General features: G+C 39.4%; 1 protein-coding gene. It reads left to right on the top strand.

Annotated elements, in window-relative coordinates; translation table 11 throughout:
- Nucleotides 1-692, top strand: a 692-nt coding sequence (locus tag ACED20_RS21170; protein WP_378106738.1) for a transposase family protein, incomplete at its 5' end; no start/stop codon positions are given.
- Nucleotides 693-696: the final 4 nt, after the last annotated feature.

The following is a 696-nucleotide window of genomic DNA, read 5'->3' as shown; positions in this document are numbered from 1 at the left end:
TTCAATGGTATATGCTTCCTGTAAAAAGCCTTATTTTGGAATCGGATTACAGCTGGAACAGTGTGTATCATCATTTCAGGAAATGGAGTGAAATGGGTGTCTGGGAAAAAATATGGACCCGTCTGCTCAAAGCCAGGAGAATAAAGATGGACCTGTCCCATATTAATTTTGATGGCAGCCATACCCCTTGTACCAAAGGAGGAGAAAAGGTTAGCTATCAGGGCAGAAAAAAGAGGAAAACAACCAACGCTTTATATCTTACCGATAAAAACGGGATCCCTCTTGCCATGAGTGAACCTGAAGCAGGCAGTCACCATGACACTTATGATATTGGCACCCATTTTACGGAAGTAATTTCTGTGCTTAAGGCTTCGGAAATTAATATGGACGGCTTGTTTATGAATGCAGATTCGGGTTTTGATTGCCGCCATCTCAAAACATTATGCTTTCAACACGGCATTATCGCGAACTTTGCCAGCAATAAAAGAAACAAAATGACAGCTAATGATGATGATAATTATTTCGATCCGGAGCTTTATGAAGAAAGATATTCTATTGAAAGAACCAACGCCTGGCTGGATAGTTTCAGATCTCTTCTTAACAGACATGATACTACGGTAACCAGCTGGAAAGCTTTAAATTACATCGCATTCATTGTGATCAGTCTAAAGAAAAGTAAAAAGTTTAAATGACTTC

The sequence above is a fragment of the Chryseobacterium sp. sg2396 genome (genome assembly GCF_042610505.1).
Lineage (GTDB): Bacteria > Bacteroidota > Bacteroidia > Flavobacteriales > Weeksellaceae > Chryseobacterium.
The sequence above is the reverse complement of the archived record's forward strand: the minus strand, read 5'-3'. Positions and strand labels throughout refer to the sequence as shown.